Source organism: Burkholderia metallica (assembly GCF_001718555.1).
Lineage (GTDB): Bacteria > Pseudomonadota > Gammaproteobacteria > Burkholderiales > Burkholderiaceae > Burkholderia > Burkholderia metallica.
Window position 1 is genome coordinate 2,127,981 of record NZ_CP013403.1, and the last position, 26,107, is coordinate 2,154,087.

The window sequence follows — 26,107 nt, forward strand, 5'->3', positions numbered from 1 at the left end:
GTACGGGGCTTCCGCCTTGTCCGGCGCAATGCCCGCCCGGCCTTGCGCCCCGGGGGCATTGCGATTCGCGCACGCGGATCACTTGAAAATCCGGAATATATCGACCAATAATGCGCGGCCCGCATCCGCGCGAACGTCATCCCCACGCCGGCATTCGGACAGTTGCGGTAACAATCCCATCTGCTGCTTCAAGTTTCGACCGCTTTCATGCGTCGAAGGAGTCGCCATGACTCAAGAGCTGATTTTGCGTGCGCCGAACCCGTTCGCCGTCGATTCGCCGGTCGCGCCAGCCATCGCCCCGCGGCGACTACCCGCGCATCTGGCCGTCATTCTCGACGGCAACCGGCGCTGGGCCGACCGGCTCGGCCTGCCGCCCGCCGAAGGGTACCGGGCCGGCGGCCGCAACGTGCACGCGCTGCTGTCGTGGTGCGAGGAAGCCGGCATCCCGTTCGTGACGCTCTGGCCGCTGTCCACCGACAACCTCGACCGCGACGCCGACGAATTGCGCGGCCTGCTCGCGGTGATCGCCGACGTCTTCGACGAACTCGCCGCCAGCGGCCGCTGGCGCCTGCGCCTGATCGGCGACCTGACGAAACTGCCGCCCGCCACGGCCGGGCGCATCGACGCCGCGCAACGACGCACGGCCGGCTCGCGCGGGCTCGACGTGAACATCGCGGTCGCGTACAGCGGCCGCCTCGACCTGCTGCATGCGATCCGGTCGTTGATCGAGGAGCATGTCGCGGTCGGCACCGTCGATCAGCTGCTCGCGCGGCTCAGCCCCGAGCTGATCGCGAGCCGGCTCTACACGGCCGGCCAGCCCGAACCGGACCTCGTGATCCGCACGTCCGGCGAGCAGCGCCTGTCGAATTTCATGCTCTGGCAAACCGCTTTCTCGGAGTTCTATTTCACGCCGACGTGCTGGCCCGATTTCGGACGCAACGACTTCGAGCAGGCCATCGATGCCTACGGCAAACGCACGCGCCGGTCCGGCAAGTAGGCCGGAGCGCACCTTCACTGCGCCCGTTGTCATCCGCCCTTCGCGAGATACGCCATGTCCACCGTCGAAACCGTTGCCGCCGCGCCCGCGCTGGTGCTGCCGCATCTGTTCCACCCGTTCGAAACGCCCGTGCATCCCGATGCCGGTCGCGCCGAAGCCGATCTGCATGCGTGGATGAACGGCCACGGCGTGCTCGACGATCCGCGCTGGGCCAGCGGCATTCGCCACGGCAAGGTCGGGGAATACTGCGCGCGCGTCTATGCGCATGCGACCTTCGACGGCCTGTGCACGACGACCCGCGCATACGGCTGGATCTTCGCGATCGACGACGGCCTGTGCAGTCTGCACGGCGCCGCGCGCGCGCCCGGCGATCTCGGGGCGCTCTACCTGTGGCTGTACGAGATGATGGCCGATCCGACCGGCTACGATCCGGTGCCGCTGCGCACTGCGCTGGCGGCGCGGCTGCCGCACCTGGCGGCATTCCTGCCGTCGCTGCAACGGGCGACGCAGGACGTGTGTGCACGCATCGCGGCCACGTGCACGCGCGCGCAGTTCGCGCGCTGGACGGCGGGCATGATGACGTTCCTGTTTTCGACGCTGTGGGAAGCCGGCCGTTACGCGACCGACGTCGTGCCGGGCGAGGCCGAATATCTTTCCGGCCGCACGTACAACGGATGCGGCGAAGGCGCGTTTGCGCTGATCGATATCGCCGCGGGCTACGAAGCCCCGGCCGCTTTCTACGCCGACGAGGAGGTTCAGCGCCTGCGCAAGCTGTCCAGCCTGATCCTGTGCCTGTGCAACGACATCTTTTCGTATCCGAAGGAAGCCGGCGAATCGAGCAGCAATCTCGTGTGCGTCCTGATGCACGAACGCGGGCTCGCGCCGCAAGCCGCGCTCGACGCGGCGGCCGGGATCCACAACGGGTATCTGGCGCAATATCTGGATCTGGAAACACGGGTGCGGGCGCGCACCACCGACCGAACGTCGCTGCGGCTGCTTGACGAAGCCCGCACGTATATTCGCGGCAACTACGACTGGCATTTCGGTTCGCCGCGTTACGGCGCGGCCCGACATTACGACTTGTCGCGCGCATTGCGGCCGGGGGAGACGAGCACCACGGCCTGAAGGGCCGCGTGACGGAGAGGGGAAACCGGAAAAAACAAAAAAATCAGCGGACATCCACACGGGGCCGGTGCGCAACCGCATGGATGTCCGCTCAGGGCTCCGGGTCTCCCGATGGGGGTTGAGAATCCCGGATTCGCTTCCTGCGTGCCATGGACATATGTGCGTCGGAAGCGGAATCGTTGCGCGCTCATTTCGTCGCGCCATGGACTGCACTATAGGGAAACTTGCGAAATGCATCTGTCAAGCATTGTCAGACACGTTGCAGCGGCACGTCATGCGCGTGCGCCGCTTTCGCGCTAAAGTGGCTCCCGATCATCACTCCCGGCCGCCCTTCCGATGCTTACGCTCTCGCCCGCCGCCGCCCGCGCGCTGCATCTCGCCGCGCAGGGCCTGCTGACGCCGCCCCGCCGCAAGGCGACCAAATCCGACGTGCTCGACACGATCCGCCGGATGGCGCAACTGCAGATCGACACGATCCACGTCGTCGCGCGGAGCCCGTATCTCGTGCTGTTCAGCCGTCTCGGCAATTTCTCGCCGCAGTGGCTCGACGAACATCTCGCGGAGGCGCGCCTGTTCGAATACTGGTCGCACGAGGCGTGCTTTTTGCCGATCGAGCAGTTCGGCCTGATGCGCTACAAGATGCTCGATCCGTCGGGAATGGGCTGGAAATACGCGGCCGAGTGGCACGAACAGCATCGTCCCGCCATCGAGCGGCTGCTCGCGCGAATTCGCGACGAAGGCCCCGTGCGCTCGGCCGATTTCGTCCGCGACGATGGCGTGAAAGGCAACGGGTGGTGGGATCGCAAGCCCGAGAAGCGTCACCTGGAAGTGCTGTTCACGACGGGCGACCTGATGGTGTCGGAACGCCGCAATTTCCAGCGCGTCTACGACGTGCGCGAGCGCGTGCTGCCCGACTGGGACGACGCGCGCGACCTGCCGCCGCGCGAAGCCGTGCTGCCCGCGCTGCTCGACCTCACGTGCCGCGCGCTCGGCGTCGTGCGCGCGGACTGGGTGGCCGATTACTATCGGCTGCCGCGCCGTTCGTACCGCGCGGAGCTCGAGCAGCTCGCGGACGCGGGCGACCTGATCCCGGTGGCGATCGACGGCTGGAAGGAGCCGGCCTACGTGCATCGCTCGCTCGAAGCGTGGCTGCCGGCCGCCGAGGCCGATACGCTGCGCTCGACGGTCACGACGCTGCTGTCGCCTTTCGACCCGGTCGTCTGGGACCGGCGGCGTGCATCGACGCTGTTCGGTTTCGATTACACGATCGAATGCTATACGCCCGAGCACAAGCGGCGTTACGGCTATTTCTGCCTGCCGGTGCTGCATCGCGGCCGGCTGGTCGGGCGCGTCGACGCGAAGGCGCATCGCACGCTCGGCACGTTCGAACTGAAGGCCGTGCATGTCGAGCCCGGTGTGCGATTCGGCACCGGGGTCGCGGCCGATGTCGCGAAGGCGGTGAAGAAGCTCGCTGCATGGCACGGCACGCCGGACGTCACGGTCCGGCACGCGCCGCCCGAGCTGGAGAAGGCGCTGGCCGTCGCGTAACGCGCGCGCGGCTCACGCGCAGGGTGCCGGCCCGCGCGGGCCGGCCGCCCGTCAATCGCGCAGCTTGCGAAAACGCGGCGTGCCGTCTTCGAGATTGCCGTTGAACATCGCTTCCGGCCGCACCCACAGCCCGCGCGCATGCGGCCACAGGTGTTCGTACACGACCACCGATTCCTCGGTTTCGGAATGGCGCGCAACGCCGATATAGCGATACAGACCGCCCTTGTAATGGCGATGCGTCGCGAGCTGTTCGGCTTCCTGTTCGGTCATGACGGGCTTCTCTTCGGCAAAAAACGGAAAGTGCGTATTGTATGCGCTGCGCCGCGCGTCAACGTTTCGCGTAGATGTCCGGGCGGCGGATCTCCATCACCCGCTCGGGATTCTCCACCGGCCCGAAGCCGACCGGCCGGTACAGCGCATGCGCATCGGACGTCACGAGCATGATGCGGCGCAGGCCCTGCACCATCTCCTGCGCGAACACGTAATCGATCAGCGCGCGGCCGTAACCGTGGCCGCGGTCGGCCGGCAGCACGAACACGTCGCACAGGTACGCGAACGTCGCGTGATCGGTCACGAGCCGCGCGAAGCCGACGAGCCGGTCGCCGACGTACGCGCCGAAGCACAGCGACCCCGCGATCGCCCGCTCGACCACGTCGCGCGGGATGCCCTGCGACCAGTACGCGTCGCGGTGCAGGAAGTCGAAGATCGCGTCGACGTCGAGTTCGCGCTTGTCGGTGGAAAATCTCAGCGTGGCGGGGGCGGCAGCGGGCACGTCGGTCTCCGGTTCGAGGGGAAGGCGAAACGCCGACGATACCGCGCAGCGCGTGGGGCGACAAGCGGTGCTGCATGTCGCTGCGGCTCGACGGATGCGCATGCGCCTTCCGGGCGAAAGTGGCGTGCAACCGGGCTGAGGTGGCCGACTTGTTCAGCAAACCGCACATCGGTGCCAATCGTCCCGATGAGGCGGCGCGAGCGCGCTCGACCCTCTCGCGTCTCCGCACGCTCAGCCGATCGTGCACGCGACAGCACTCGATTCGGTGACAATGTCACCCTGCCCGATCAACCCGCCACACCGCTTCATGCCCTACCGCCTCATCGCATTCGACTTCGACGGCACACTTGCCGATTCGCTCGACAGCTTTCTCGCGGCGCTGTCGGAAGCGTCGCGTCTGCACGGCTTTCGCGACGCGACGCCCGAGCTGCGCCCGGCGCTGCGCGGCATGTCGGCGCGCGACATCGTTCGCGCGCTCGACGTGCCGATGTGGAAAGTGCCGCGCGTGACGATCGACATGCGTCGCCTGATGCAGCCGCGTGTCGCGCAAGTGGCGCTGTTCCCCGGCGTCGACGCTACGTTCGACGCGCTCGCCGCGCGCGGCATCCGCATCGCGATCGCCACATCGAATACCGAGGCGATCGTGCGCGACCGGCTCGGCCCGCCCGCGAGCAGCCGGGTCGAACATTTCGCGTGCGGCATTCCGCTGTTCGGCAAGGCACGTCGTCTGCGCGCGCTCGTTCAAGAGGCCGGCGTGCGGCACGACGAAGCGCTGTACGTCGGCGACGAAATCCGCGATGCCGACGCGGCACGACGCGCGCGCATCGCATTCCAGGGCGTCGCGTGGGGCTATACCGCGCCCGACGCGCTGCAGGCGCATTGCGCGACACCGTTGCTGCCGAGTCTCGCCGCCCTGCTCGATCGCGTGTGACGCATTCGTGCGCGTCCTGCGTGTCGTGCACGTCGTTCGCTTCGTTCGCGGCGCACGTCCGGTTCGGTCCGCCGCTCGCCACGCACGATCTCCCACGACACCACGATGGCCGCCAGATGACACCCACGTGCATTTCACGCGTCACGTGCACGCAAAAATTGCCGCCGCCGCACACACAGCATGTACGCAATACCTGTCGGCGCGCACGCTCATCGATTCGTCTTACCAACCGTTACACAAACCACAGCACCGTTGCACCTGCTACCGGATCGCTCTCCTAGAATCGGTCGGGCCGGGAAACACTTCGACCGGCGCCGCGGCAGAGCGGCGGTCGAATCCGGCCCGGGCGCGCCCGGTCTCTCGCACAGCACCGGATCGAACGATCCGGTTTTCAACCAGAGCCCCGATCGAAAGGAGGTCCCATGAACCGCTTTCCCCAAGTCTCGCGCCTTGCCTTGTCTGCCGCTGGCCTGCTTCTCGTCGCCGTGACGGCGACCGCGCAAACCGCCCAACCGGCACCGGCCGCACCGGCTGCGCCGGCCGCCGCCGCGACGCGCATCCACGAAGCCGACCAGGCCTTCATCACGGACGGCACGAAAACGGTGTCGACGCAGCACGGCGCGGCACGCATCGCCGACTCGCGCACGTCGGACAGCCAGGTGAAGGCATTCGCGCAACGCGTGTCGGCCGATGATCAAAAGATCATCCAGGCGATGCGCGCAGCCAGCCCGCGCGGCGTCGACGTGCCGGCCAACGACCCCGACACGGCCGTGCTGGACAGCATCAAGAACCTGCGCGGCGCCGAGTTCGACAAGGCGTATATCGAACAGGTCGCGCTCGCCGGCCAGCAGAAGACGATTTCGGCATTCCAGGCCGAAATCGCATCGGGCCGCGACGCGAAGCTGAAGGAAGTCGCCCGCCAGGCGCTGCCGATCCTGCAGAAGCAGTATGCGGACGCGCAGAAGCTCGCGGAACGCCACCACCTCGCATCGGCGCAGTAACGCGCCGCCGCGCCGCGCGTGATGCGCGGCGCGCTGCTTTCCCTCCCGTCGCGTCGCCGCCCCCTTCCGGCGGCGCGACGCGCGTCGGAAGTCGCACCTCACGCGTTGCACGTTACGTCGCAAGCTTCGCGTCCAGCCGCGCACGCACGTCCGGCCATTCGTCGTCGATGATGCTGAAGCGCACCGAATTGCGCTTGCGGCCATCCGGCATGATCCGTTCGTGCCGCACGATGCCTTCCTGCTTCGCACCGAGCCGCAAAATCGCCGCGCGCGATTTCTCGTTCAGCTCGTCGGTCGTGAACTGCACGCGCACGCATTGCAGCACGTCGAACGCATAACCCAGCAGCAACCGTTTCGCGTCGGTATTCGCGCGCGTGCGCTGCGCCGATTCGCTCAGCCACGTATGGCCGATCTCGAGCTTGCGGTTCTGGCGATCGATCTTCCAGAAGCGCGTGCTGCCGATCACGCGGCCCGATGCGCGATCGACGATCGCGAACGGCATCACGGTGCCGGCGGCGCGGCCCTGCAACGCGGTGTCGATATAGGCGTCGACCGTCTCGGGGCCCGGCACGACCGTGACCTTCAGGTTCCACAGCTGGCCGTCCGCGGCGGCATCCAGCAGCGCCTGCCGGTCGGCTCGGTCGAGCGGCCTCAGTTCGACGCATGCGCCGGTGAGGATCGGTGGTTCGAGGGAAACGGAAGTGTCGGTCATGAGGAATTCCGGAAAAAGGCGGCGATGGCGGTGAAACGCCCATCATACGGCCGCGTCAGCCGAGCAGCGTGGCCAGGCGCCGGCGAATCGCGTTCGCCTCGCCGCGCAGCGCGTCGGCAAACGCATCGACGAGCAGGCTCTTCGGCCGATGCTCGGGCACGATCACGCTGACCCGGTACGGGAACGACCGCGTGAGCGGCCGCACGTGCAGGCCGCGCCCGACGAAATCGATGGCGGTCAGCGGATTGACGATCGCGGCGCCGAGCCCTTGCCGCACGAACGCGCACACCGACACCGCCGACGGTGTTTCGACGACCGAGCGCGGCGCGACGCCGAGTTGCGCGAACGCCTCGTCGATCAGGATGCGGTACGGATCGTTCAACGACAGGCTCACGAACGGACGGTCGGCGAGATCCGGCAGATCGATCGCGTCCTGCGCGAGCAGCGGATGGCCGTCGGGCAGCACGCAGACTTCGTCGACTTCGAGCAGCGGCGTGAGCACAGTGCCGGGCGGCGCGACGTCGTGCTCGGTCAGTCCGACGTCGTAACGCTGCGCGGTCAGCCACTCTTCGAGCACCGGCGATTCCTGCGTCGCGACCGACACGCTCACGCCCGCGTGCGCGTCATGAAAACGCCGGCACGCGCCGGGCAGGATCGCGTGCGAAAACGCCGGCAGCGCGATCACCGACAGCTGACCGTCGCGAAACTCGCGCAGGCGCGCGGCCGTCGCCGCGACGCGTTCAAGCCCCACATACGCGAGCCGCACGTCGTCGAACAGCGTGAGCGCCGCCATCGTCGGCCGCAGCCGGCCGTGCGCGCGCTCGAACAACGCAAAGCCGACCACCTGCTCCATGCGCGCGAGCTCGCGGCTGATCGTCGGTTGCGACGTATAGAGCATCTCGGCCGCGCGCGTCGTGCTGCCGGTGACCATCAGCGCGCGAAAAACCTCGATATGACGATGCGTGAGCATGATCGGCTATATCAGATATGAATCGAATGTCGATATACAGGCATTTTACTGTATAGCCAATCCGGCGCATCATTCACGTTATCCGTTCATTCGTCCCGATTCATCCGCCATGTCCCTCGATTCCCGCCAGCTCGCGACGCTCGCGCAGCAATACGGCACCCCGCTGTGGGTGTACGACGCCGACGTCATCCGCGACCGCATCGCCCAACTGCGCCAGTTCGACGTGATCCGCTATGCGCAGAAGGCGAACTCGAACGTCCATATCCTGAAGCTGATGCGCGAGGAAGGCGCGTGCGTCGACGCGGTGTCGCTCGGCGAGATCGAGCGCAGCCTCGCGGCCGGGTTCAGTCCGGCAGGCGAGCCGGAGGGCGTCGTGTTCACGGCCGACCTGATCGACCGCCCGACGCTCGCGGCCGTGCTGAAGCACGGCGTGACCGTCAACGCCGGTTCGCTCGACATGCTCGCGCGCATCGGCGAGCACGCGCCCGGCCACCGCGTGTGGCTGCGCGTCAACCCCGGGTTCGGCCACGGCCACAGCAACAAGACCAACACCGGCGGCCCGCAGAGCAAGCACGGCATCTGGATCGACGACGTGCCGCGCGCGATCGAGATCGTGCGCCGGTACGGGCTGAAGCTGGTCGGCATCCATATGCATATCGGCTCGGGCGTCGACTACGACCACCTGTCGCAGGTATGCGATGCGATGGTCGATCTCGTCACGTCGCTCGGCCATGACATCGACGCGATCTCGGCCGGCGGCGGCCTGTCGATCCCGTATCGCGACGGCGAGCCGCGTGTCGACGTCGGTCACTACTTCAGCCAGTGGGACGCCGCGCGCAAGCGGATCGAGCGGCACCTCGGCCACCCGGTACGCATCGAGATCGAACCGGGCCGTTTCCTCGTCGCCGAAGCCGGCACGCTCGTCACCGAAGTGCAGGCCGTCAACCGCCGGCCGAAGCACGATTTCGTGCTGATCGACGCGGGCTTCAACGACCTGATGCGCCCGTCGATGTACGGCAGCTACCACGCGGTGTCGGTGCATGCGCCGGATGGCGCGCTGCCGGCCGGCCGGCCGCTCGTCGACATCGCGATCGCGGGGCCGCTGTGCGAATCGGGCGACGTGTTCACGCAGGATGCGGGCGGTGTCGTCACGCACCGCAAGCTGGCGCAGCCGCAGATCGGCGACCTGCTGTTCCTGCACGACGCGGGCGCGTACGGCGCGTCGATGTCGTCGAACTACAACAGCCGGCCGCTCGCGCCGGAAGTGCTCGTCGATCGCGGCGTGCCGCGTCTGATCCGCCGCCGGCAGACGATCGACGAATTGCTCGCGCTCGAAACGTTCGAGTAACGCCGGCACGAAGCAACGGGGCGCGCGGCCTGCGTGCCCCGGACGACCGGGCGCGAGCGCGTCAACCTTCGACGGGAAGCGCCCGCCCCCTCCGTTCGGCCATGCGCGTCAGCCCGCGCGCCGCACGGGCGTCATTTTCGAGAAGTATTTCGCGCCCGCCACGCAGCCGACCACGACGACCGTCACCACGACCATCGACGACGGTACGGCCTCGTGCAACAACCCGGCTGCGAGCAGCAAGCCGAAGAACGGCTGCAGCAACTGCAACTGGCCGACGCCCGCGATCCCGCCGAGCGCGAGCCCGCGATACCAGAACACGAAGCCGATCAGCATGCTGAACAGCGACACGTACGCGAGCCCCCACAGCGCGGCGGCATCGACGCCGTCGAACGACGCGGGCCGGGTGAGCCACGCGAGCGGCAGCATCAGCGGCAGCGATAGCACGAGCGCCCACGAAATCACCTGCCACCCGCCGAGCTCGCGCGACAGGCGCGCGCCCTCCGCATAGCCTAGCCCGCACGCGACGATCGCGGCCAGCATCAGCGCATCGCCGACCACCGATGCCTGCCCGCCGTTACGCAGCGCAAACGCGGCCACCGCACCGCTGCCGACGATCGAGAAGATCCAGAACGGCAGCCGCGGCCGTTCGCCGCCGCGCCACACGCCGAACAGCGCGGTCGCGAGCGGCAGCAACCCGACGAACACGATCGCGTGCGCGGAGGTCACGTGCTTCAGCGCGAGCGCCGTCAGCAATGGAAAACCGACCACGACGCCGAGCGCGACGATGGCCAGCGACACGGCTTCGGCACGCGTCGGCCGGCGCTGCTTCAGCACGACGAGCAGCAGCAGGCCGAGCGCGCCGGCGATCGTCGCGCGCGCGAACGTGACGAACAGCGGGTCGAGCCCCTGCACCGCGACACGCGTCGCGGGCAGCGAGCCGCTGAAGATGATTACGCCCAGCAGGCCGCTGAGCCATCCGTCGGTCGTTTTTTGCACGGGAAATCCTGAACGGGGAAAGTGGATGACCGATGATCCGCCGTCCATGAAAAGCGCGTAAGCTACAGCCCAATACAATTCGGACAAACTGTACTGGACAACCGGCCGTACAGTTCATTCTTCGCCATGAGCCAGGCCAACCCGCTTCCCGTTCCGCCCACCCCGTCGCGCACGCGCGTGGAGACCGTGATGGATACGTTGCGCGCACGGATCGCGAGCCGTGCGCTGGTGCCCGGCGCGCGCGTGCCGTCGATCCGGATGATGGCGGAGGGGCTGGGCGTGTCGAAATCGACCGTCGTCGATGCATACGAGCGACTCGCGAGCGAAGGCGTGCTCGTGGCGCGGCGCGGCTCGGGTTTCTATGTGTCGGGGCACGCGCCGCCGCTCGCGCTCGCCGATCTCGGCCCGCGCCTCGATCGCGGGCTCGATCCGCTGTGGCTGTCGCGCCAGTCGCTCGAAGCGGCGCCGACGTCCGTGAAGCCCGGCTGCGGGTGGCTGCCGCCGTCGTGGCTGCCGGACGAGAGCCTGCGCCGCGCGCTGCGCGCCGCGTCGCGCGACGAATCCGACGCGCTGACCGACTACGCGACGCCGCTCGGCCTGCCCGCGATGCGCCAGCAGCTCGCGTGGCGGCTCGCGCAGCATGGCATCCAGGCCGAACCCGCGCAGATCATGCTGACCGACGGCGGCTCGCACGCACTCGATCTCGTGTGCCGCCTGCTGCTGGAGCCTGGCGACACGGTCGTACTCGACGATCCGTGCTATTTCAACTTCCAGGCGCTGCTGCGTGCGCACCGCGCGCGGATCGTCAGCGTCCCGTACACGCCGAACGGCCCCGATCTCGCGCGCTTCGAGCAGGTGCTCGCCGAGCACCGGCCGCGCCTGTACATCACCAACGCGGCGCTGCACAACCCGACCGGCGCGACGCTCTCGGCGCCCGTCGCGCACCGGCTGCTGACGCTCGCGGCCGAGCATGGCCTGCTGATCGTCGAGGACGACATCTTCGCGGATTTCGAAAGCACGCCCGCGCCGCGCCTCGCGGCCTTCGACGGGCTGTCGCGCGTCGTATCGATCGGCAGCTTCTCGAAGACGCTGTCGGCCGCGATCCGCTGCGGCTATGTCGCCGCGCGCCCGGAATGGATCGATGCGCTGGTCGACCTGAAGCTCGCGACGTCGTTCGGCCATGCGCAGATCGGCGCGAACGTCGTACACCGGCTGCTCGTCGACGGCACGTACCGGCGCCATGTCGACAGCCTGCGTGCGCGCCTCGCGGATGCGATGGGCGAAACGCTCCGGCGCGTGTCGCGCGCCGGGCTGCGAATCTGGACGGAGCCGCGCGGCGGCCTGTTCGTGTGGGCGCAATTGCCCGACGGGCTCGACGCCGCGCGTGTCGCGCGCCATGCGCTGGACGAGGACGTGGTGCTCGCGCCCGGCAACGTGTTCAGCCCGTCGCACGGCGCGACGTCGTACCTGCGGTTCAACGTGTCGCGTTGCAAGGGGCCGGCCGTGTTCGATGCGCTCGCACGGGCGATGGAGGCGGCGCGGGCTGGCATGCAGACGGATGCCGGAACGCGCGCGCTCGCAGGTGAGCGGTGATCGCGGGCGATCGTGCTAACTGCCGATCGCCACGATCTCGGCCACGAAATCGATGAACGCCCGTACCTTTGCGGGTGGCAGATGACGCGACGGATAGTACGCAAACAGCGGGAACGCCTCGCCGCGCCAATCCGCGAGCAGTTCAACGAGCCGCCCCTGCTCGATCAGCCCCGCTACCCCGCTCGCCTTGAAGCGCGCGACGCCGGCACCGGCCAGGCATGCGCCGAGCATCGTGCCGGCATCGTTGACGAGCAGCCGGCCGGTCGTCTTCACCGGCACGCGCTTGCGGCCAAGCTGATAGACCCATTCGAGCGGCTCGCCGGTCAGCGTGTTGCGCATCTGGATACAGGCATGGCCGACGAGATCGGCCGGTGTCTCGGGACGCCCGTGCCGTTTCACGTATGCGGGCGCGGCGACCGTCACCGCACGCGTCTCCAGAAGCTTGCGCGCGACCAGCGACGATGACGGCGGTTCGCCAAACCGCACCGCAATGTCGAATCCTTCGGCGACCAGATCGCCGAGTTGCTCGCGCGCAGCGAGTTCCAGCGACAGATCGGGATGGCGCGCAAGAAGCGCGGGCAGATGCGGTGCCAGTACCCGTCGCGAAAAATAGGCGTCGACATTCACGCGCAGCCTGCCACGCACGGCGGCGGCCGAGCCGGCGGCCAGCGTGACCGCGTCGCCAATGCCGGCGAGCAGCGGCCCGATGTCTTCGTACAGACGCCGCCCTTCGTCCGTGAGCGTCACCGACCGCGTCGTGCGATCGAGCAGCCGCACGCCGACGCGCGCCTCGAGCCGGCCGACGGCCCGGCTGACACCGGACGGCGACATGCCGAGCGCATCGGCCGCGCGCGCGAAGCTGCCGCCCTCCACGATCGCGGCCAGCACGCCCACGTTCGCCAGAATCCGCCCGTCGATGCTCATGATTTCGCTCATGACAAAAAATCACCAATCCAATGACATGAATTCGATTCCGTCAGGAATCGCCGTTCCCTATCATGCAACCCGATGCATCGCGACGGCAACCCCCTGCGGCGGCATGCCGAGTACGACAGGCAGATGCGCCTACCGGCCGTTCCGGCGCGCATTCCTCCCATTTTTCGATGAGGATTTCGAACCATGTACACCATTACCGGCATCACCGGACAGGTCGGCGGCGCACTTGCCCGAACGCTGCTCGCATCCGGCCAGCGCGTGCGGGCCGTCACGCGCAGCGCGGATCGCGCCGTGCCCTGGGCTGCGCGCAACTGCGACGTTGCACTCGCCGACATGACCGACACCGCTGCACTGACGGCGGCTTTCTCGGACTCGGCCGGCGTGTTCGTTCTGCTGCCGCCGTGCTTCGATCCATCCCCGGGATTTCCCGAAACACGCGCGGTGATCGACGCAGTCGGCGCGGCATTGCGAGCCGCGCGGCCGCGCAAGATCGTCTGCCTGTCGACGATCGGCGCGCAGGCGACGCGGGTGAACCTGCTCACGCAATTGACGATGCTCGAGCGGGCGTTCGGCGACCTGCCAATGCCCGTCGCGTTCCTGCGCCCCGCGTGGTTCGTCGAAAACGCCGCATGGGACGTCGCGACGGCACGCGACGCCGGTGTCGTCCACAGCTTTCTCCAGCCGCTCGACAGACCGGTACCGATGGTCGCTACCGAAGACGTCGGCCGCGTAGCCGCCGCGCTGCTCCAGGAAGAATGGGCCGGCGTACGCATCGTCGAGCTCGAAGGGCCGCGTCGTGTCAGCCCGAACGACCTTGCGGCCGCGTTCGCTCGCGTGCTCGGGCGCGCCGTCCGCGCCGAAGTCGTACCGCGCGACACATGGGCAGCCCTGTTCGATACGCAGCGGATGCGTTACCCCGAACCGCGCATGAGCATGCTCGACGGCTTCAACGAAGGCTGGATCGATTTCGAGTCGGCACGCGCGGATGTATTGAAAGGGGAAATCGACGTGGATGCCGTGCTTCGCACGCTCGTCACCCGCGCCGCCTGAGCGCGAACGGGGCGGCCGCATCGCGCGCTGCCGCCCCGCTCGCGCCGGTGGGCTGCGTCACACCTCCCCCGCGTGCGCCCTCGCCCGCACTTCCGCAAACGTCGTGTCGACCAGCAACCGCCCCGTATCGAACACCGTTACCAGCGCCTCTTCCCACTCGCCTTCCAGCACCCGGTCGTCCCACGCGACGGGCAGCGTCACGGTCCGATACTCACCGGTGCGCATGCTGCGCAGCAGCGTGAGCCGCCCCTTCTTCGAACGCTTGCCCTGGTCGGTGACCGGATCCTTGCGGACGTCGTGCCATACGTCGCCGCGCCGGATCGCCGAGCACTTCATCGCAAAGCGCTGCGTATCGCGATTCACCTGCTGCAACAGCGCGCCGCCCATCCCGAACACGACGTTGCCGGCCGCATAGCCCGCATCGTCGAGCGCGGAAAGGATCGCTTCGATCGACAGCTCGTCGACGCCGTCGCCCTGGATCACGCGCACGCGGTTCAGCACGCGCCGCCCCTTGCCGTTCACGGTCGAGCCGAACGATTCGTCGAGCGCGCGCACGGTCTGCAGCACGATTTTCACCGGGTCGCCCGAATCGGGTCGCACGACGAACGTCGCGCCCGAGTCGAGCACGGCCTGACGAAGCTCGCCGCCCCACAGATCGAGCGCGGCGAACAGATCGTAGGAGTCCGACACGACCGATACGATCGCACCGGGCAGCCCGAAACGGCGAATCATGTTCCGGTACGCATCGGCTTCGTGTTCGCGGCCCCACGACGTGATCGTGCTGTGTTCGGCCGCCGGCACCGAATACGCGGCCATCGGCTCGCGATAGAAGCGGTTCGCGGCCAGTACGCCGAGCACCGTGTCCGAGCCCATGAAGCTCACGAGGTGCGCGGCGCCGCCGATCGCGGCCGACTCCGCGCTCGACACGCCGCGCGCGCCGAAGTCGTGCAGCTTGAACGGCAGTTGCGCGAGATCGTCGTCGGTCCTTTCGAGGAAGCGGCGGATCGTCTGCCGCAGGTGCCAGCTGCGCGTCGCGACCGTCACCGGATACCAGACGCGCAACAGCATCGTCTCGAGATACGACGCGAGCCAGAACACCTGCGGATCGTCGCATTCGACCGTCATCAGCACGTTGTGCACCGGCACGACCGAACCCTCGGGCACCGCACGGATCTTCACGGGCAGATAGCCGTCGTAGCGTTCGACGATATAGCGCCACCCCGCTTCGTTGAACGGCTCGCCGTGCACCGTGAAGAAGTCGCGCGCTTCGTCGATCATCGCGTGCGTGATCGGCTTGCACAGATAATCCTTCAGCAGCATCTGCAGGCCGAAGAACAGCGTGCGGTCGTAGCGGCCGCCGCGCGATTCGACGTACGAGAACATCGCCGTCGCGTCGGGCGGATATTGCAGGAAATGGGAAGCCTTGTACGAATCCGTGTTGAGGATCGGATTGGCGAGAATCGCGGCAAAGCCGCCGGGATCGTTTTGCATGGCTAGAGCTCCTCTAGGCCGTTGAAGTGCCGCCGCGTCTGTCGCGGCGGACGGATTGCGGGGAATCAGCGTGTCACAGCTTCCCCAAGAAGTGATACGCGATGTCGAAGTGATCCTCGAACATCACGCCGCGCATCTGCGCGAATTCGTTCAGCGGCACCCAGCGCGCCTTGTCGGCGTCGTCGCTGCCCTTCACGCGCGGCAATTCGCCGGTCGGGAAGTTGAACAGGCACGCGTGCGTGATCGTGCGCCCGCGCAGCGAACGCGTGGGGTGGTCGAACACCTGGCGATCCTTGATCGAGCCGCGCAGCACGGGCTCCGGCAGCTTCAGGCCGGTTTCTTCGCGCAGCTCGCGGATACAGGCCGCGTCGAGCCGCTCGTCCTGGTTCACGAACCCGCCCGGCAGCGCCCACAGGCCGCGGCCCGGCTCGCTGCGGCGGCGCACGAGCAGGATATGGCCCGAGTGCACAACCACCGCGTCGACCGTCACGAACGTGACGGGATACGGCGCGGCCGCCCACGCCTTGCGATAGCCGGCGATGAATTCGGCTTCCGACTTCAGTTGCGCGAATTCCGGCTGCGTGCGGAAACGCTCGAGCCAGCCGAACACCGGTTCCGGCACGGCCCATTGCACGAAGCTGTTGGGGCGTTCGGCGAAATACTGGTCGCGGATTTCGGTGGCGGAAATGTCTTCCGTCGCGTCGACGTCGACGAGCTCCCATTGCGGGAACATCCGCAGGTAATACGACGTGGCGTCCTTCTCGTGGCCGATCAGCCCGACCTTGCGCTGCGCGACGTCGCCGAGCGCGGACGCGACGGCGTCCTGCACCCAGCGCACCCAGTCGCCGTCGTTGTAGGTCGAATCCTGCAACGGTGCGATCGTGACGCGGTCGCGCTCGGACGCGTCGAGCAGCGAAGCCAGCATCTGGCGGCGCTCGTCGAACGAAAACGGATCCTTGATGGTGCGGGGCTTGTCGGTCGATCCGATCAGCACGCACACGCGCGCGGCCCGGCTCAGTGCCGACTTCAGCACGTTCAGGTGACCACGATGCGGAGGCTGGAAACGACCAATGAAAACGAGCGCGTCGAAGCGCCGGTTCTGTTGCGTACTCATGAGGCTCCCTCAAGAGATTGAAACGCTTCGGGTCTTTCCCGAAGGGTTGACACGAACTCTAGGTGAAATCCCGGAGTGCGTCAATCGAGCCCCTCCTCGACTTGACGAAGTATGAAGAAATGCGCGGCATTGGCGGGTTACACTCGATTTCATCCCAATCCGCGCCATTGCGTCCGCCATCATGAGGATCTCAGTCAGCCGGACCGTCGGCGTCGATCGCAGGCGCCTCTTCACGTGGTCGCAGGATTACGCGCGGCGGCTCATGTGGGACAGCTTCCTCGCCGACGCCTACCTGCTCGACGGAGCGGCGGCCGACGTCGGCGTCGACGCGTTCTGCCGCAGCCAGTCGGGCGCGACGATGGTGTCGCGCTACATCTCGTACCGTCCGCCGCAGGTCGCGGCCGTCGAAATGGTCGACGGGCCGAAAGTGCTCGAACGCTTCAGCGGCAGCTGGAACTTCACCGAGCACACGCCCGGCACGACCGAGGTGAAATTCACATATCACTTCCGCGCGCAGCCGGCCTGGCTGCGCTGGCTGCTCGAACCGCTGATCGGCGCGTTCTACCTCGTGCAGACGCGCCGGCGTCTCGATTCGTTCAAGCGCTGGGCCGAAGCCGAAGCGGTGCCGCACTGACAGCGGCGCGTGCCGCGCGACGCTGCATGGCGTGTCGTCGTTCCGGTTTGGCCGTTGGCGGGAATAGCGTCACGAACGCGACTCGCCCGCTCACGTCGGCGCGCCGCCGCGCGCGACCTGCTGCCGGACCTGCGCCTGCGCGCCGAGCGCGGCGGCGATCGCCTCGACCGCATCGGCCGCGCGCGCCGCGCCGCACATGAACGCGTCGACGGCCGCGAAGCGATGCTCGGGCCACGTGTGGATCGTGATGTGCGATTCGGCGAGCAGCACGACCCCCGTCACGCCATGCTCGCCGCCGAAATGATGGAAATGCGCGCCGATCACGCGGGCGCCCGCCCGCTGCGCCGCGTCGGTCAGCAGCGCCTCGAGCCGCGCGGCGTCGCGCAGCAGCGCGGCGTCGATGCCGGCCAGATCGGCCAGCACGTGCGAACCGAACGTCGCGCGCGGCGGTGCCGCAATCCCGTCGAACGCGGTCATTTGTGCGACCCGTACGACGAGTAGCCGCTGCGGGCCGACGAACTGCCCCAGCCGCTGCCGCCCGAACCGCTGCCGCCGATCGATGCGCAGCTGAACAGCGTGACGACGATCAGCGCGTAGATGCCGTAGAGGATGTACCGGATCACGCGCCGCCCCCGTCCGATGCAAAGCGCTTCCACAGCCATTCAGGCAGCCACAGCACCAGCAGGCCGATCAGCACGTAGACGGTGCGCCCGCTAAACGAAAACAGTGAGCCCATATTCAGGATCACGAGCAGCGCGCTGAACACGAGCGGCAGCGGCGCGAAACTGTGCGGGCCTTTTCCGCCGAACAGGCCGGTCGACGCGGCGGCGCCGGTTGCCGCCGTAGCCCCGGTAGCCGCGGCCGTCGCGAGCGCCGGCATGCCAAAGCGGTCGGCGAGCGCGCTGCCCGACAGCGGCCGCGCGCGCGACCACACGATCTCCGCGGCGCTGCGCTCGCGCGTCAGCTTGTCCTTCTGCCAGCCGTAGTCGATGATCGACGTGCGATCGCCGACCTGCACACGCCAGTTGAACGCCCCGACCACGTAGACGACCTCCGAGTCGTATGTCTCGCGCAGGCGATAGGTCTTGCCGCCGTCGGTCACGTCGGCATCGCTGCCGATCGTCGGCCATTGGTCGAGCACCTGCACGCGCTCCCAGCGCCCGTCGCTCTGCACGAGCCACAGGAAGCCGCGTTTCGGATTCAGCAGCAGGTATTCGTCCCACGTCTCGTCGTCGCCCGGCACTCGGCAACGCATCATCCCGATCACCGTGTACTTCGCGCCGTCGAACGTACCGACCGCGCCGAGCTCCAGCGCGCCCTTCACCGCGTCGAGCCTGCGCTGCGCGGCGAACACGGTCTGCTGCTCGGCCGTGCACTGCACGCCCGCATGGCAGTTTCCGCACACGACGTAATCGGCCACGTTCGGCGCATACGACAGCGGCGCACCGCAGCTCGGGCACGCGAACGGCACCATCTCCGCGCCGCGCTGCTCGCGCGTCTCGTTCTCGGTATCGCGCAGCCCGGTGAACGCGAGCGCATCGAACTCGAGTGCTTCGCCCGCGTAGACCGCCGGGCACCCGCCGTTCGCGGCGGCATCGGAATAGTCGTAGGTCGCGAATGCGTTGCCGGTGCGCAAATCGGCCACGCGCGCTTCCCACCCCGCATCGACCCGGAACGGCAACTCGCCGTCGCCGCCCGTGCAGCGTGCGGTGCGCACGTCGGACACGAGATACGCGCGGCCGCCGTGGTCGATCCGCATGCCGGGTTCGAGCGCGTTGAACGCCGGCCAGGTCGCGCCGATCGCGTCGTCGGGCTCGCGCACCGTGATCGCATACTGGCCCGACGCATCGGACAGCCAGCCGAACGCGCCGTCGTCGAACACGACGTACCACTCGCTCCAGGCGCCGGCGTCGTACGTCATCTGGATGCGCCCGAGCACCGTGAACGCGCGCTTGCCGTAGCGCCCGGCCGTGCCGATCTGGATCGGCGACGCATCGTCGAGCACCGTGGCCAGTTCGCCGATCCGTTCGACGTCGGCACCGCGCTTGAGCAGCGTGCTGCGGCAGAACGCGCAGACGGCCATGACCGCCGCGGCCGAGCGAAACTCGACCGGCGCGCCGCACTGGGGGCACGAGGTGCTGAACATGCGCGACGCTTAACCGGTGAGCTTCGCGAGGATCTCGGCCTTCGCGCGCGAATATTCGTCTTCGGTCACGAGGCCCTTGTCGAACAGCGCCTTCAACTGTTCGAGCCGCTGCACGTAATCGGTACCTGCCGCCGGCGCAGCCGCTGCCGGCACCGCCACGGGTGCGGCCTGCGCCGGCTGCGCGGCGCCCGCGATCTGGCCGGCCATCGCCTGCCCGATCGCCGCGCCGGCCGCGAGCCCCGCGCCGACGCCGGCGATGCCGCCCGGGTTTTGCGCGGCGAGCGGAATCGCCTGCGCGGTCTGGTATTGCGTGGCGCGGGCGAGATCGCCGGCCATCCCCGCGCCGATGCGCAGGTCCAGCGCCTTCTGCAGTTCGGCCGGCAGCGATACGCTCTCGACCGCGAACGCGTCAAGCGCGAGGCCGTAGCGCGTGAACACCGGCGCCAGCGCGTCGGCGACGCGTTGCGACAGCAGCGACTGGTTCGCGGCCATGTCGACGAACGGCACGTCCGACGAGCCGAACGTCGTGCTCATCGCCGTGACGACCAGGTTGCGCAACTGCTGTTCGAGATCGTCGACCGTGTACTGCGCGCGCGTGCCGCTCACTTCGCGGTGGAACGCGCCCGCGTCGACGATCCGGTACGAGTAGATGCCGAACGCACGCACCTGCACAAAACCGAATTCGCGGTCACGGATCGTCACCGGCTGCGCGGTGCCCCAGCGGCGGCCGAGTTGCAGCCGCGTGCTGAAGAAATAGACGTCCGACTTGAAAGGCGACTGAAAGAACTTGTCCCAGTTCTTCAGGTACGTGAGCACCGGGAGCGTGTTCGTTTCCAGCGTGTACAGCCCCGGCTGGAAGACGTCGGCGATCTTGCCTTCGTTCACGAAGATCGCGACCTGCGTTTCGCGCACGGTCAGCTTGCCGCCGTACTGGATTTCCTGGTCTTCCATCGGATAGCGCCAGGCCAGCACGCCGTCGGTGTCCTCCGTCCATTGCAGGACGTCGATGAACTGCTTGCGGATGAATGAACCCAGACTCATGTCGATCTCCTCGAAACGCGTGGCGCGTCAGGTCAGGCAGGCGGCATTGATGATGCCGACGACGAGCGACGCGGTGCCCATCAGGCCGCCCATCGCGACGTTGCGATCCTCGATTGCATGATTCATGCCGGGCATCACGCGGGTGAGCGCCGCATAGGTGATCAACTGGACGATCATCGCGCCGATGGCCCAGACCACGACTTCGCCGAGCGTGGAATTGTGCACGATGCTGGACGCGAGCGTCAGGCAGAAACCGATCAGCGCGCCGCCGAACGACAGCGTCGCGGCCGCGTTGCCGTCGCGGATCAGCGCCAGTTCGTCGAACGGGGTGACCTTCAGGTACACTGCCGCGAACACGAAAAGCAGCACGAACGCCGACAGCAAATGAACCGCATAAAGATAGGCACTATTCATTCTTTTCCTCGGATTTTGTGCTCGGTTCGCCGCCCCGTCGCCGGCCGGCCCGCTCGGGGCCGACAGACAAAAATCCGCGCCAGTATATCCACATTGCCGAACACTGCACAACGGATGCGCCATGCTGCATAAGCGCGCGCTCGTCCTGTCGATCCTCGTGCTCGCGTCGTGCGGGCTCGGCTACGAACTGATCAGCAGCGCGCTGTCGAGCTACCTGCTCGGCGATTCGATCCTGCAGTTCTCGTCGGTGATCGGCTGCTACCTGTTCGCGATGGGGATCGGCTCGTGGCTCGCGAAGTTCGTCGAGGACGACGACGTGCTCGACCGCTTCGTCGACATCGAGCTGCTCGTCGGCCTGCTCGGCGGCGTGTCGGCCGCGCTGCTGTTCGCGGTGTTCGCGTGGCTCGCCGCCCCGTTTCGCGCGGCGCTCTATGCGCTCGTGCTCGCGCTCGGCCTGCTGATCGGGATGGAAATCCCGCTCGTGATGCGCGCGTTCCAGCAGCGCCGCCAGGCATTCCGCCATACCGTCAGCGAAGTGCTGACCTTCGACTATCTCGGCTCGCTCGCCGTGTCGCTGATCTTCCCGCTCGTGCTCGCGCCCCGTCTCGGCCTGCTGCGCACGAGCTTCCTGTTCGGGCTCCTGAACGCCTTCGTCGCGCTGTGGACGACGCACCTGTTCCGCGACGAGATCCGCAACGTGCGCGGCAAGCTGATGCGCGCGTCGCTCGTGATCGGGCTGCTCGTCGCCGGGTTCGCGCTGTCGGACCGCATCACGCACTGGGCCGAACACGGCGTGTACGGCGACGAGACGATCTATTCGGAAACGACGCCGTACCAGCGCATCGTGCTCACGCAGTGGCACGACGACATGCGGCTGTACCTGAACGGCAACCTGCAGTTTTCGTCGCGCGACGAGCACCGCTATCACGAGGCGCTGATCCATCCGACGATCGAGGCGCTGCCGTGGGCGAAGCGCGTGCTCGTACTCGGCGGCGGCGACGGTCTAGCGGTGCGCGAACTGCTCAAGCACCGCAACCTCGAACGGATCACGCTCGTCGATCTCGATCCCGCGATGACGAAGCTGTTCTCGACGTCCGCGCCGCTCGTCAAGCTGAACCAGGGCGCGCTGAAGGACCCGCGCGTGCAGGTGATCAACGACGATGCGGTGCGCTGGCTCGAATCGAATGCCGACGTGTACGACGCGATCGTCGTCGACTTTCCCGACCCGACCAACTTCGGGCTCGGCCGGCTGTATTCGGTGCCGGTGTTCCGGCTGCTCGCGCGCCACCTGTCGGAGAACGGTTACGCGGTGATCCAGTCGACGTCGCCGTACTTCGCGCCGCACGCGTACTGGACCATCATCGCGACGCTGCACGAAGCCGGGCTCAACACGTGGCCTTATCACTGCTACGTGCCGTCGTTCGGCGACTGGGGTTTCGTGATCGCCGGCAAGCGCCGCGACTTCACGGTGCCGACGCACTACTCTGTGCCCACGCGCTGGCTCGACGCGCAGACGGCCGTCGAGATGTTCCACTTCCCGGCCGACATGCCGGCGCTGCCGATGTCGCCGAACGAACTCAACGACCAGCCGCTCGTGCGCCGCTTCGACGACGACTGGAAACACGTGCTGCGCTGATGGACCGCCGCACGTTCCTCGTCGCGTCGGCGGCCGCGTCGCTCGCCGCCTGCGGGCGCACCGGCTGGATCGAGACGACGCCGCATGTCGGCTACCCCGGCATGCGCGAAGGCCACGCGCTGCGCGACCATGCGACGCTGCCGCCGCCGTCCGGCACGATCGAGACCGACATCGCGATCCTCGGCGCGGGAGCGGCCGGCCTGTCGTGCGCGTGGCAGCTCGCGCGCGCGGGGCACCAGCGCTTCACGGTGCTCGCGGGCCCCGAATTCGGCGGCAACGCGGCCGGCGGACGCTTCGGCGATCTCGGCTATCCGAAGGGCGCGCACTACCTGCCGCTGCCGTCGCTCGAATCCGCGCATCTGCGCGACATGCTCGCCGATCTCGGCGTGATCGAGTCGGCGCCGTTCGCCGCGCGGCCGGTGTACGACGAGCGCGTGCTCGTCCATGCGCCCGACGAACGGCTCTTCATCGCCGGGCAGTGGCAGGACGGCATCGTGCCGACGGCCGGCCTCGGCGCCGACGAACTCGCTCAACAGGCACGCTTCTTCGCGTATACGGACAGCCTGCGCACCGCGCGCGGCGCCGACGGCCGCAAGGTGTTCTGCATCCCGATCGCGGAATCGTCGCGCGACCCGCGCTGGCGCGCGCTGGACCGGCGCTCGTTTCGCCAGTGGCTGCTCGACGAGGGCTATACCGCGAAGGCGCTGCACTGGTACCTGAACTACTGCTGCCGCGACGACTATGGCGCGGGCTACGCGCACGTTTCGGCATGGGCCGGCCTGCACTATTTCTCGTCGCGCGGCGGCCATGCGGGCGATGCGAGCGACGGTGCGGTACTGACCTGGCCCGACGGGCTGCACACGATGGTGACGAAGCTGAGCGATTCGATCACCGCGCGCACCGGCTCGAACGCGTGGTCGCGCGACGGCTTCGCGGTGCGCGCGACCGAACGCACGGGCGGCGTCGACGTGCTGTGCGCGCGCATCGGCAGCGACGGCGCACTGTCGACGTTCACGCTGAAGGCGCGACGCGTCGTCAGCGCGATGCCGCTGTTCGTCGCGGCACGCGTGTTTCCGCTGCTTGCCGCGTCCGGCTTCGACCCCGCGCGCGATCTGCCGCCGCGTGCGCCGTGGCTCGTGTCCAACTTCCTGCTCGACGGGATGCCGGCCGAGGAAGCGGGTGTACCGCTCGCATGGGACAACGTCGTCTACGACGGTGCGGCGCTCGGCTATGTCGTGTCGACGCACCAACTGATCCGGATGTCGCCGCCGACACGCTCGGTGTTTTCCGCGTATCAGGCATTGAACCTGCAGGCACCGGACGACACGCGCCGCTGGCTGGCGCAGGCCAAGCCCGACGCGCTGCGCGAACAGGCGGCGATCGACCTGCAGGCCGTATACGGGCGCGAGCTGTGGAAACACGCGACGGCGCTCGAGATCACCGTGCGCGGCCACGCGATGGCGACGCCCGACGTCGGCTTCCTGAGCCGGCCGGGCCTGCTCGCGCTGCGCGATGCCGACGGCCCCGTCGTGTTCGCGCATGCCGATCTGTCCGGGCTGTCGCTGTTCGAGGAAGCGTCGTACTGGGGCATGCTGGCGGCCCGCCGCGTGCTGACCTGAGCGCCGCCTGCCGCGCGGCGCGGTGCCGGCCGTTTCGTCATTGCGGCGGCGCCGCCAACCGCTATAATCGCGCGACATTCCGACTGCATTGAGCAGGCCGACGGCGCCGCGCCGTTCGACGCGCCGTATGCCCTCCGCGAGAACAACAATGACGAACCGAATCCTCCGACACCTGGGTGCGCTCGCCCGCACGGCCGCGCGCGTGCTCGCCTGCGCGCCGCTGCTCGCCGCGCCGCCGGCGCTGCATGCGGCCGACACGGCCGCCACCGCCGCCGAGCCCGCCTCCGGGCGCTACATCGTCGTCGACACCGGCCATACGCCGGCGCATCCCGGCTCGACCGGCGCGAGCGGCCGCGTCGAATACCTGTACAACCTCGACCTGTCCGCGGCGGTTGCCGAAAAACTCACCGCGCATGGCGACCGCGTGCTGCGCACGTCGGCCGACGGGCGCGAGATTGCGCTTGACCAGCGATCGACGCAGGCGCCCGACGCGAACCTGTTCGTGTCGATCCATCACGACTCGATGCAGCAGCAGTTCATCGACGCGGGCCGCCAGCGCGAATTCCGCGGCTTCTCGGTGTTCGTGTCGGAACGCAATCCGCACTATGCGGAAAGCCTGCGTTGCGCGAAGGCGATCGCCGAACGGCTGGTCGCAGCCGGCGAACGGCCGTCGCTGTATCACGCGCAGCCGATCCGCGGCGAGAATCGCCCGCTGATCGACCCGCAACTCGGCATCCACCGCTTCGACGATCTCGTCGTGTTGCGCACCGCGCCGATTCCGGCCGTGCTCGTCGAAGCCGGCGTGATCGTCAATCCGGACGAGGAAGCGCGGCTTGCGCGACGCGAGACGATCCAGAAGCTGTCCGCTGCGATCGCGGGCGGCATCGACGCGTGCACCGCGCCGAAATGACAACGACGGGGCCGCTGTCGGCCCCCACGGATTTCCCCCAGTCAGGAGCACCACGATGAAAATGAAGAATCTGCTCGCATCCTGCGCACTGCTCGCGCTCGCCGTTCCGTTCGCCGCGCAGGCGGCCGGCTGCGGGACGCCGCGCAGCGCGTTCGACCAGGTGTACTGCACCAGCACGCAGTTCTCGCAGTCCGACCGCGATCTCAACGACGAATACGGCCGCCTGCGCAAGCAACTGAGCGGCGACCAGCAGGCGACGCTGAAGGCCGGCCAGCTCGCGTGGCTCAAGCAACGCGACGCGCAGTGCAGCGAGACGCGCAACGACCGCTATCTCGTCGATATCCAGTGCGCGAACGACATGACGCAGTCGCGGCTGTCGTTCCTGCGCGAACGCGAGCGCGAATGCTCGAGCACGGGCTGCGTGACGTCGAAGCTCGGCGAGTAAGGGCTTGTTCGCATGCCGTGCCGCAAGGCGTTTCTCGACGCGGCGCGGCGCGTGCGGCCCTTGCCGTTGCGCCGCTTCGGCACCGCGAAAACGCGCGGCGATGCGGCCTGAATCCTCTGAAGTCCTCAACGATCCGGACACGATGAAGATCGACATCCGCGCCGCCACGCCCGCCGACGCCCCGGCCATCGCCGCCATCCACGTCGCATCGTGGCAGGCCACCTACCCGGGCATCATGCCGGCCCCGTTCCTCGCCGGCCTGTCGGTCGAAAAGCGCACCGCTTCGTGGCGCCATGCGCTCGACGCCGGCCGGCCGCGCGTTGCGCTCGCGTTCGCGGAAAGCGGCCCGACGGGCTGGGTCGCCTACGGTCCGACGCGCGACACCGACAAGGATCGCGCCTGGGGCGAAATCGAAGCGATCTACCTGCATCCGTCGCATTGCGGGCAACGCATCGGCGCGGCGCTGGTCGACCATGCGTGCCGGGCGCTGCATGACATGGGTCATGAATGGGTGTCGCTGTGGGTGCTGATCAAGAACCATCGCGCCCGGGCGTTCTATGAACGCGAGAGCTTCGTCGCCGAAGACGACATCAAGACGTTCGAGATCGACGGCACGCCGATCGACGAAGTGCGGTACTGGCGCGCACTGCCCTGACGGGCGACATCGGCTCACGGACA

Annotated in this window: 27 protein-coding genes; 14 read left to right on the forward strand and 13 right to left on the reverse strand. The window is 68.0% G+C overall.

Annotation, left to right across the window (positions count from 1 at the left end; genetic code table 11):
- Positions 1-226: 226 nt before the first annotated feature.
- The 3 genes from uppS (at position 227) to WJ16_RS28990 (ending at position 3,670) form a co-directional block, all read left to right on the forward strand.
- Positions 227-997 carry a polyprenyl diphosphate synthase gene (uppS, locus tag WJ16_RS28980; RefSeq protein ID WP_069260421.1) on the forward strand — a complete coding sequence of 257 codons (771 nt, stop codon included), beginning with the start codon at positions 227-229 and terminating at the stop codon, positions 995-997.
- Positions 998-1,051: 54 nt separating this feature from the next.
- Positions 1,052-2,122 (forward strand): terpene synthase family protein, encoded by a 1,071-nt coding sequence (locus tag WJ16_RS28985; protein WP_069260422.1) that lies wholly within the window; start codon positions 1,052-1,054, stop codon positions 2,120-2,122.
- 336 nt (positions 2,123-2,458) lie between these two features.
- Entirely contained in the window at positions 2,459-3,670 is a 1,212-nt protein-coding gene (locus WJ16_RS28990) for a winged helix-turn-helix domain-containing protein (protein ID WP_069260423.1), read from the forward strand.
- A gap of 51 nt (positions 3,671-3,721) precedes the next feature.
- Here WJ16_RS28990 and WJ16_RS28995 read toward each other — a convergent pair whose 3' ends face one another.
- Both WJ16_RS28995 and WJ16_RS29000 read right to left on the reverse strand, forming a co-directional pair.
- Positions 3,722-3,940, reverse strand: coding sequence for a DUF1653 domain-containing protein (locus WJ16_RS28995; RefSeq protein ID WP_006480837.1), 219 nt, complete (start codon positions 3,938-3,940; stop codon positions 3,722-3,724).
- Positions 3,941-3,998: 58 nt separating this feature from the next.
- Positions 3,999-4,442, reverse strand: coding sequence for a GNAT family N-acetyltransferase (locus WJ16_RS29000; RefSeq protein WP_069260424.1), 444 nt, complete (start codon positions 4,440-4,442; stop codon positions 3,999-4,001).
- Positions 4,443-4,749: 307 nt separating this feature from the next.
- On the opposite strand from WJ16_RS29000, the gene WJ16_RS29005 reads away from it, so the two are divergent.
- Positions 4,750-5,373, forward strand: a complete 624-nt coding sequence (locus tag WJ16_RS29005) for an HAD hydrolase-like protein (protein ID WP_069260425.1) — start codon at positions 4,750-4,752, stop codon at positions 5,371-5,373.
- 422 nt (positions 5,374-5,795) lie between these two features.
- Complete coding sequence (locus WJ16_RS29010) at positions 5,796-6,374, forward strand: DUF4142 domain-containing protein (protein ID WP_069260426.1); 579 nt, start codon at positions 5,796-5,798, stop codon at positions 6,372-6,374.
- A 112-nt stretch (positions 6,375-6,486) separates the two neighbouring features.
- Here the strand turns inward: WJ16_RS29010 and WJ16_RS29015 are convergent, their stop codons facing one another.
- Positions 6,487-7,086: a GNAT family N-acetyltransferase gene (locus tag WJ16_RS29015; protein ID WP_069260427.1), complete on the reverse strand. Its 600-nt coding sequence runs from the start codon at positions 7,084-7,086 to the stop codon at positions 6,487-6,489.
- A gap of 55 nt (positions 7,087-7,141) precedes the next feature.
- The gene (locus WJ16_RS29020) at positions 7,142-8,056 is read right to left on the reverse strand and encodes a LysR family transcriptional regulator (protein WP_069260428.1); all 915 of its coding nucleotides are present in this window, start codon (positions 8,054-8,056) and stop codon (positions 7,142-7,144) included.
- A 109-nt stretch (positions 8,057-8,165) separates the two neighbouring features.
- On the opposite strand from WJ16_RS29020, the gene lysA reads away from it, so the two are divergent.
- A complete protein-coding gene (gene lysA / locus WJ16_RS29025) occupies positions 8,166-9,404 on the forward strand; it encodes a diaminopimelate decarboxylase (protein WP_069260429.1) in 1,239 nt (412 codons plus the stop codon).
- A 108-nt stretch (positions 9,405-9,512) separates the two neighbouring features.
- Here lysA and WJ16_RS29030 read toward each other — a convergent pair whose 3' ends face one another.
- Positions 9,513-10,400 carry a DMT family transporter gene (locus WJ16_RS29030; RefSeq protein WP_069260430.1) on the reverse strand — a complete coding sequence of 296 codons (888 nt, stop codon included), beginning with the start codon at positions 10,398-10,400 and terminating at the stop codon, positions 9,513-9,515.
- 126 nt (positions 10,401-10,526) lie between these two features.
- Here WJ16_RS29030 and WJ16_RS29035 point away from each other — a divergent pair, with 126 nt between their 5' ends.
- Entirely contained in the window at positions 10,527-11,993 is a 1,467-nt protein-coding gene (locus tag WJ16_RS29035; protein ID WP_069260431.1) for an aminotransferase-like domain-containing protein, read from the forward strand.
- Positions 11,994-12,008: 15 nt separating this feature from the next.
- Here the strand turns inward: WJ16_RS29035 and WJ16_RS29040 are convergent, their stop codons facing one another.
- Positions 12,009-12,917, reverse strand: a complete 909-nt coding sequence (locus WJ16_RS29040; RefSeq protein ID WP_069261203.1) for a LysR family transcriptional regulator — start codon at positions 12,915-12,917, stop codon at positions 12,009-12,011.
- Positions 12,918-13,112: 195 nt separating this feature from the next.
- Between WJ16_RS29040 and WJ16_RS29045 the strand changes: the two genes are divergently transcribed.
- Positions 13,113-13,979, forward strand: a complete 867-nt coding sequence (locus WJ16_RS29045; protein ID WP_069260432.1) for an NmrA family NAD(P)-binding protein — start codon at positions 13,113-13,115, stop codon at positions 13,977-13,979.
- Between the two features lie 57 nt (positions 13,980-14,036).
- On the opposite strand, the gene WJ16_RS29050 is transcribed toward WJ16_RS29045, so the two are convergent.
- Entirely contained in the window at positions 14,037-15,470 is a 1,434-nt protein-coding gene (locus WJ16_RS29050; RefSeq protein ID WP_069260433.1) for a nicotinate phosphoribosyltransferase, read from the reverse strand.
- Positions 15,471-15,543: 73 nt separating this feature from the next.
- Entirely contained in the window at positions 15,544-16,584 is a 1,041-nt protein-coding gene (locus tag WJ16_RS29055) for a bifunctional nicotinamide-nucleotide adenylyltransferase/Nudix hydroxylase (RefSeq protein ID WP_069260434.1), read from the reverse strand.
- A gap of 181 nt (positions 16,585-16,765) precedes the next feature.
- Here WJ16_RS29055 and WJ16_RS29060 point away from each other — a divergent pair, with 181 nt between their 5' ends.
- Positions 16,766-17,218, forward strand: coding sequence for an SRPBCC family protein (locus WJ16_RS29060; protein ID WP_069260435.1), 453 nt, complete (start codon positions 16,766-16,768; stop codon positions 17,216-17,218).
- A 90-nt stretch (positions 17,219-17,308) separates the two neighbouring features.
- Here WJ16_RS29060 and speD read toward each other — a convergent pair whose 3' ends face one another.
- From speD to WJ16_RS29080, 5 genes are read right to left on the reverse strand one after another with little or no spacing between them, the layout of a single operon-like run.
- Entirely contained in the window at positions 17,309-17,695 is a 387-nt protein-coding gene (speD, locus tag WJ16_RS29065) for an adenosylmethionine decarboxylase (RefSeq protein ID WP_069260436.1), read from the reverse strand.
- The gene (locus WJ16_RS35115) at positions 17,692-17,841 is read right to left on the reverse strand and encodes a hypothetical protein (protein ID WP_157126877.1); all 150 of its coding nucleotides are present in this window, start codon (positions 17,839-17,841) and stop codon (positions 17,692-17,694) included. Before WJ16_RS35115 ends, speD begins: the two co-directional genes overlap by 4 nt.
- The gene (locus tag WJ16_RS29070) at positions 17,838-19,364 is read right to left on the reverse strand and encodes a DUF4178 domain-containing protein (RefSeq protein ID WP_069260437.1); all 1,527 of its coding nucleotides are present in this window, start codon (positions 19,362-19,364) and stop codon (positions 17,838-17,840) included. Before WJ16_RS29070 ends, WJ16_RS35115 begins: the two co-directional genes overlap by 4 nt.
- A gap of 9 nt (positions 19,365-19,373) precedes the next feature.
- Positions 19,374-20,405: an SPFH domain-containing protein gene (locus tag WJ16_RS29075; RefSeq protein WP_069260438.1), complete on the reverse strand. Its 1,032-nt coding sequence runs from the start codon at positions 20,403-20,405 to the stop codon at positions 19,374-19,376.
- A gap of 27 nt (positions 20,406-20,432) precedes the next feature.
- Positions 20,433-20,819: a DUF350 domain-containing protein gene (locus tag WJ16_RS29080; protein WP_069260439.1), complete on the reverse strand. Its 387-nt coding sequence runs from the start codon at positions 20,817-20,819 to the stop codon at positions 20,433-20,435.
- A gap of 121 nt (positions 20,820-20,940) precedes the next feature.
- On the opposite strand from WJ16_RS29080, the gene WJ16_RS29085 reads away from it, so the two are divergent.
- From WJ16_RS29085 to WJ16_RS29105, 5 genes are all read left to right on the forward strand, one after another.
- Positions 20,941-22,455: a polyamine aminopropyltransferase gene (locus WJ16_RS29085; RefSeq protein WP_069260440.1), complete on the forward strand. Its 1,515-nt coding sequence runs from the start codon at positions 20,941-20,943 to the stop codon at positions 22,453-22,455.
- Entirely contained in the window at positions 22,455-24,074 is a 1,620-nt protein-coding gene (locus tag WJ16_RS29090) for an NAD(P)-binding protein (RefSeq protein ID WP_069260441.1), read from the forward strand. The genes WJ16_RS29085 and WJ16_RS29090 overlap by 1 nt, the downstream gene beginning before the upstream one ends.
- Positions 24,075-24,222: 148 nt before the next feature.
- Positions 24,223-24,984 (forward strand): N-acetylmuramoyl-L-alanine amidase family protein, encoded by a 762-nt coding sequence (locus WJ16_RS29095; RefSeq protein ID WP_069260442.1) that lies wholly within the window; start codon positions 24,223-24,225, stop codon positions 24,982-24,984.
- A gap of 55 nt (positions 24,985-25,039) precedes the next feature.
- On the forward strand, positions 25,040-25,429 hold the full coding sequence (locus WJ16_RS29100) for a lysozyme inhibitor LprI family protein (protein ID WP_069260443.1): 390 nt from the start codon (positions 25,040-25,042) through the stop codon (positions 25,427-25,429).
- A 142-nt stretch (positions 25,430-25,571) separates the two neighbouring features.
- Positions 25,572-26,084: a GNAT family N-acetyltransferase gene (locus WJ16_RS29105; RefSeq protein ID WP_236858344.1), complete on the forward strand. Its 513-nt coding sequence runs from the start codon at positions 25,572-25,574 to the stop codon at positions 26,082-26,084.
- The last annotated feature ends 23 nt before the right edge of the window (positions 26,085-26,107 follow it).

Excerpts from the sequence above, each read along its gene's own strand:
- WJ16_RS29080 (WP_069260439.1), bottom strand. The coding sequence starts at position 20,819 with ATGAATAGTGCCTATCTTTATGCGGTTCATTTGCTGTCGGCGTTCGTG.
- WJ16_RS29035 (WP_069260431.1), top strand. The coding sequence starts at position 10,527 with ATGAGCCAGGCCAACCCGCTTCCCGTTCCGCCCACCCCGTCGCGCACG.
- WJ16_RS29100 (WP_069260443.1), top strand. The coding sequence starts at position 25,040 with ATGAAAATGAAGAATCTGCTCGCATCCTGCGCACTGCTCGCGCTCGCC.
- WJ16_RS28990 (WP_069260423.1), top strand. The coding sequence starts at position 2,459 with ATGCTTACGCTCTCGCCCGCCGCCGCCCGCGCGCTGCATCTCGCCGCG.
- WJ16_RS29085 (WP_069260440.1), top strand. The coding sequence starts at position 20,941 with ATGCTGCATAAGCGCGCGCTCGTCCTGTCGATCCTCGTGCTCGCGTCG.
- WJ16_RS29060 (WP_069260435.1), top strand. The coding sequence starts at position 16,766 with ATGAGGATCTCAGTCAGCCGGACCGTCGGCGTCGATCGCAGGCGCCTC.
- lysA (WP_069260429.1), top strand. The coding sequence starts at position 8,166 with ATGTCCCTCGATTCCCGCCAGCTCGCGACGCTCGCGCAGCAATACGGC.
- WJ16_RS29015 (WP_069260427.1), bottom strand. The coding sequence starts at position 7,086 with ATGACCGACACTTCCGTTTCCCTCGAACCACCGATCCTCACCGGCGCA.
- WJ16_RS29055 (WP_069260434.1), bottom strand. The coding sequence starts at position 16,584 with ATGAGTACGCAACAGAACCGGCGCTTCGACGCGCTCGTTTTCATTGGT.
- WJ16_RS29045 (WP_069260432.1), top strand. The coding sequence starts at position 13,113 with ATGTACACCATTACCGGCATCACCGGACAGGTCGGCGGCGCACTTGCC.
- WJ16_RS29105 (WP_236858344.1), top strand. The coding sequence starts at position 25,572 with ATGAAGATCGACATCCGCGCCGCCACGCCCGCCGACGCCCCGGCCATC.
- WJ16_RS29010 (WP_069260426.1), top strand. The coding sequence starts at position 5,796 with ATGAACCGCTTTCCCCAAGTCTCGCGCCTTGCCTTGTCTGCCGCTGGC.
- WJ16_RS29075 (WP_069260438.1), bottom strand. The coding sequence starts at position 20,405 with ATGAGTCTGGGTTCATTCATCCGCAAGCAGTTCATCGACGTCCTGCAA.
- WJ16_RS29095 (WP_069260442.1), top strand. The coding sequence starts at position 24,223 with ATGACGAACCGAATCCTCCGACACCTGGGTGCGCTCGCCCGCACGGCC.
- WJ16_RS29040 (WP_069261203.1), bottom strand. The coding sequence starts at position 12,917 with ATGAGCATCGACGGGCGGATTCTGGCGAACGTGGGCGTGCTGGCCGCG.
- WJ16_RS28985 (WP_069260422.1), top strand. The coding sequence starts at position 1,052 with ATGTCCACCGTCGAAACCGTTGCCGCCGCGCCCGCGCTGGTGCTGCCG.
- WJ16_RS29070 (WP_069260437.1), bottom strand. The coding sequence starts at position 19,364 with ATGTTCAGCACCTCGTGCCCCCAGTGCGGCGCGCCGGTCGAGTTTCGC.
- WJ16_RS28995 (WP_006480837.1), bottom strand. The coding sequence starts at position 3,940 with ATGACCGAACAGGAAGCCGAACAGCTCGCGACGCATCGCCATTACAAG.
- speD (WP_069260436.1), bottom strand. The coding sequence starts at position 17,695 with ATGACCGCGTTCGACGGGATTGCGGCACCGCCGCGCGCGACGTTCGGT.
- WJ16_RS29005 (WP_069260425.1), top strand. The coding sequence starts at position 4,750 with ATGCCCTACCGCCTCATCGCATTCGACTTCGACGGCACACTTGCCGAT.
- WJ16_RS29050 (WP_069260433.1), bottom strand. The coding sequence starts at position 15,470 with ATGCAAAACGATCCCGGCGGCTTTGCCGCGATTCTCGCCAATCCGATC.
- uppS (WP_069260421.1), top strand. The coding sequence starts at position 227 with ATGACTCAAGAGCTGATTTTGCGTGCGCCGAACCCGTTCGCCGTCGAT.
- WJ16_RS29020 (WP_069260428.1), bottom strand. The coding sequence starts at position 8,056 with ATGCTCACGCATCGTCATATCGAGGTTTTTCGCGCGCTGATGGTCACC.
- WJ16_RS29090 (WP_069260441.1), top strand. The coding sequence starts at position 22,455 with ATGGACCGCCGCACGTTCCTCGTCGCGTCGGCGGCCGCGTCGCTCGCC.